This window comes from Succinimonas sp., from assembly GCF_045225735.1.
GTDB lineage: Bacteria > Pseudomonadota > Gammaproteobacteria > Enterobacterales > Succinivibrionaceae > Succinimonas.
In genome coordinates, this window is the sequence record NZ_JBGVBR010000029.1 from 1 (window position 1) to 2,408 (window position 2,408).

General features: G+C 41.7%; 3 protein-coding genes. All 3 read right to left on the reverse strand.

The genetic code is table 11. The annotated features are described in order from the left end of the window. Positions 1-509: 509 nt before the first annotated feature. Positions 510-1,268: a DUF6273 domain-containing protein gene (locus ACJROR_RS00975; protein ID WP_406545470.1), complete on the reverse strand. Its 759-nt coding sequence runs from the start codon at positions 1,266-1,268 to the stop codon at positions 510-512. Positions 1,269-1,672: 404 nt separating this feature from the next. Next, the gene (locus ACJROR_RS00980) at positions 1,673-1,933 is read right to left on the reverse strand and encodes a hypothetical protein (protein WP_406545471.1); all 261 of its coding nucleotides are present in this window, start codon (positions 1,931-1,933) and stop codon (positions 1,673-1,675) included. A 128-nt stretch (positions 1,934-2,061) separates the two neighbouring features. Next, entirely contained in the window at positions 2,062-2,262 is a 201-nt protein-coding gene (locus ACJROR_RS00985; protein WP_406545472.1) for a hypothetical protein, read from the reverse strand. Positions 2,263-2,408: the final 146 nt, after the last annotated feature.

The following is a 2,408-nucleotide window of genomic DNA, read 5'->3' on the forward strand; positions in this document are numbered from 1 at the left end:
CGCCTTTTTCGGAGGTCATAATGGATGATGACACTGAATTGCTGGGGCAGGATTAGCATCATCTTTTGCCGATTCAGTTTGCCGTAATTCCTTTTGTGCCGGCATTTTGCCGTAAATGAAAGGGGAAATATCAGGAAATGAAGAGAAAGGGCAGATAAAGTAGGAAATTCCGGCCTTTTCCTGCTTTTTTTCCTGACGTGCTAAAAACGCCCCTGCCAACCATGGGCAGACCTATCAATCAGGGCGACCATGATCAGATCATGATCAGATCCCGGAGGGGATCAAGAATTTCAGAATTGAGCGTGCAATGATAATGAACAGAGGCGAACTAAAAAGCACTAAAGATGGTGATCACAGGGGAGTTGAATTTCCAAAATTCTAGCAATGTGATGCAGAAGCTATTTGTAGCTTGCTCCTATATGGACAGCAACAAAATGATTCCGACATGCTGAAAATGAAAAAAGGCCTACCATCTGTTTCTCTGCGGGAAGAAGGGGGCCTAACCTGATTTATTGTTCTGTCAGTACTAGTTCGTTTCCCGGGTTTAAAGAAGGACTAGGGCTCTGCAGGACGCAGACTGATGATTCTAGATTATAGATTATCCTCAAAGCGGGCCGCACGGCGAGGTGAACATGGTCAACGAAGATCCCATGCAGGTTAAGCGTGCCGTCCGTACCTACGCCCGATCCCGGCGAGCGAAGCCAATACTCACAAGTGTACCATGTTGTTAACCGCCTGTAACAAGTTGCTCCCTGCATTCGGGCATATTCAGTGGCATAACACACTCGTTCTTTATTGTTCAAGAAATACGCCCCTGCTTCCTCAATGCTGAGACAGAATACCCGATCTCTGGTGGTGTTTCCTGTTGTCCAAGCGGTGTCAGGTTCATCATTTCTGAGCTCAGAAACTTTAATTCTCTTAATCTCTTCTTCCGAAAACGCCGTTTTTAGAAAATAATTGTTCAGCCATTTCCGAAGATCGCACTGCTCCCATGTCATATTCAAAACATGTTCATGATGATATTGCCTGCAATCAAGTGCGTAACGGCTGAGCAAGAGAGCTTCATTGCCAGAAATCTCCAGCACCAGCCATTCTATGAGAGATCTCTTACCGTCTGATTTCTGAGGATAACTTCCGAACTTAATGTATTCACCCGGTCTGAGTGTATGAGATGTCGAACGAGAAGTTTTGGGCTTTGAGTCAGATTGCTCAAAAATTCCCACATTTACATCTAATCCCTGCTGCCTTTGAAACAACAATTTGCTCAATGTGGTAATGTGGTTCCTCAAATAAGTACGAAATAAACTTTTACTCATATGTGTTAATTTTCGATTTCCGCATTATAATAGGAAGACTGTTCCGACAGACAGTCACAAAATAGTGCTCTTTGCCATTGCTATGTTCAATAAAACATGGCTTTGCAAAGCTTGCCTTTTAACGGTGAAATAGTGACGAGCGAGAACGACTCTTACAAACTCAGGATTGGCAAAAGTGCTTTGATAAGTTCATCCTTGTAACGGCAGGTTGTTCCGTTAAAATGGTATGGTGAAAAAGTCTGCATGACCCAAGAAGGAACTTTTTTGCAGATGATGTCTATCCTGTGTGTATATCCACACCACGGAGTCCCTTTTTTAAGATTGCAGCTTTAGCATTGTTTTGATTATCCTTCTCGTTACTGAGCGAAATTTCCTTCCTGATAGAACCCAAGCACCAGCTTTTTCATATCATAAGGGAAATTGCTAGGAAAATTGATTTTTCCGACCACATCCGGTTTGTTCATTCTTTCATGTAAATTCTGGATTCTAAAAGGAGTAAAGCCCAACAAAAGCTCGTATATCGTAATGCCTAAGGCATGGTAATCTGATTTACGGCTGAAGATATCCTGCATGGCTTCCGGAGGACGCAGAACGGAACCACACGCCTTAGTCACCATACGGTATCCGTGCTTGCATTGCCCATTATACCGAAATCGATAAGCACAACATGCTCTACGGAAGAATCAGGATTAATGTTAAAGCAGCCTTTTTGCTAAAAAAAGAGGGAAGGAATATGAATCAGTACTCACTGTAACCATTTGCCCCGACGATCTTTATCTTTCGTAAAAAAACGGACAATCCTTTCGAAAAAGCCGCATCCTTCAAGTTCTCTTTCCTGCTTTCTTAACTTATCCCTTAATGATGGTGGAACTTCATCAAGTGATTTTAAAATTCTTTTTGTTGTTTCTGAGTCATCATCATCTTTAAAAGGCATCATTGTTTTCATTCTTTGACATCGTTTCCTTTATTTTTTTGCATGATTTAAGATTTAGCTGATAAAAATCTTCTCGTGACATCACATTGCTATAATGAGTATCATAATAATCATCCACACGACAAATAAGCGGCCTTTTTTCATAAATACTACACAGG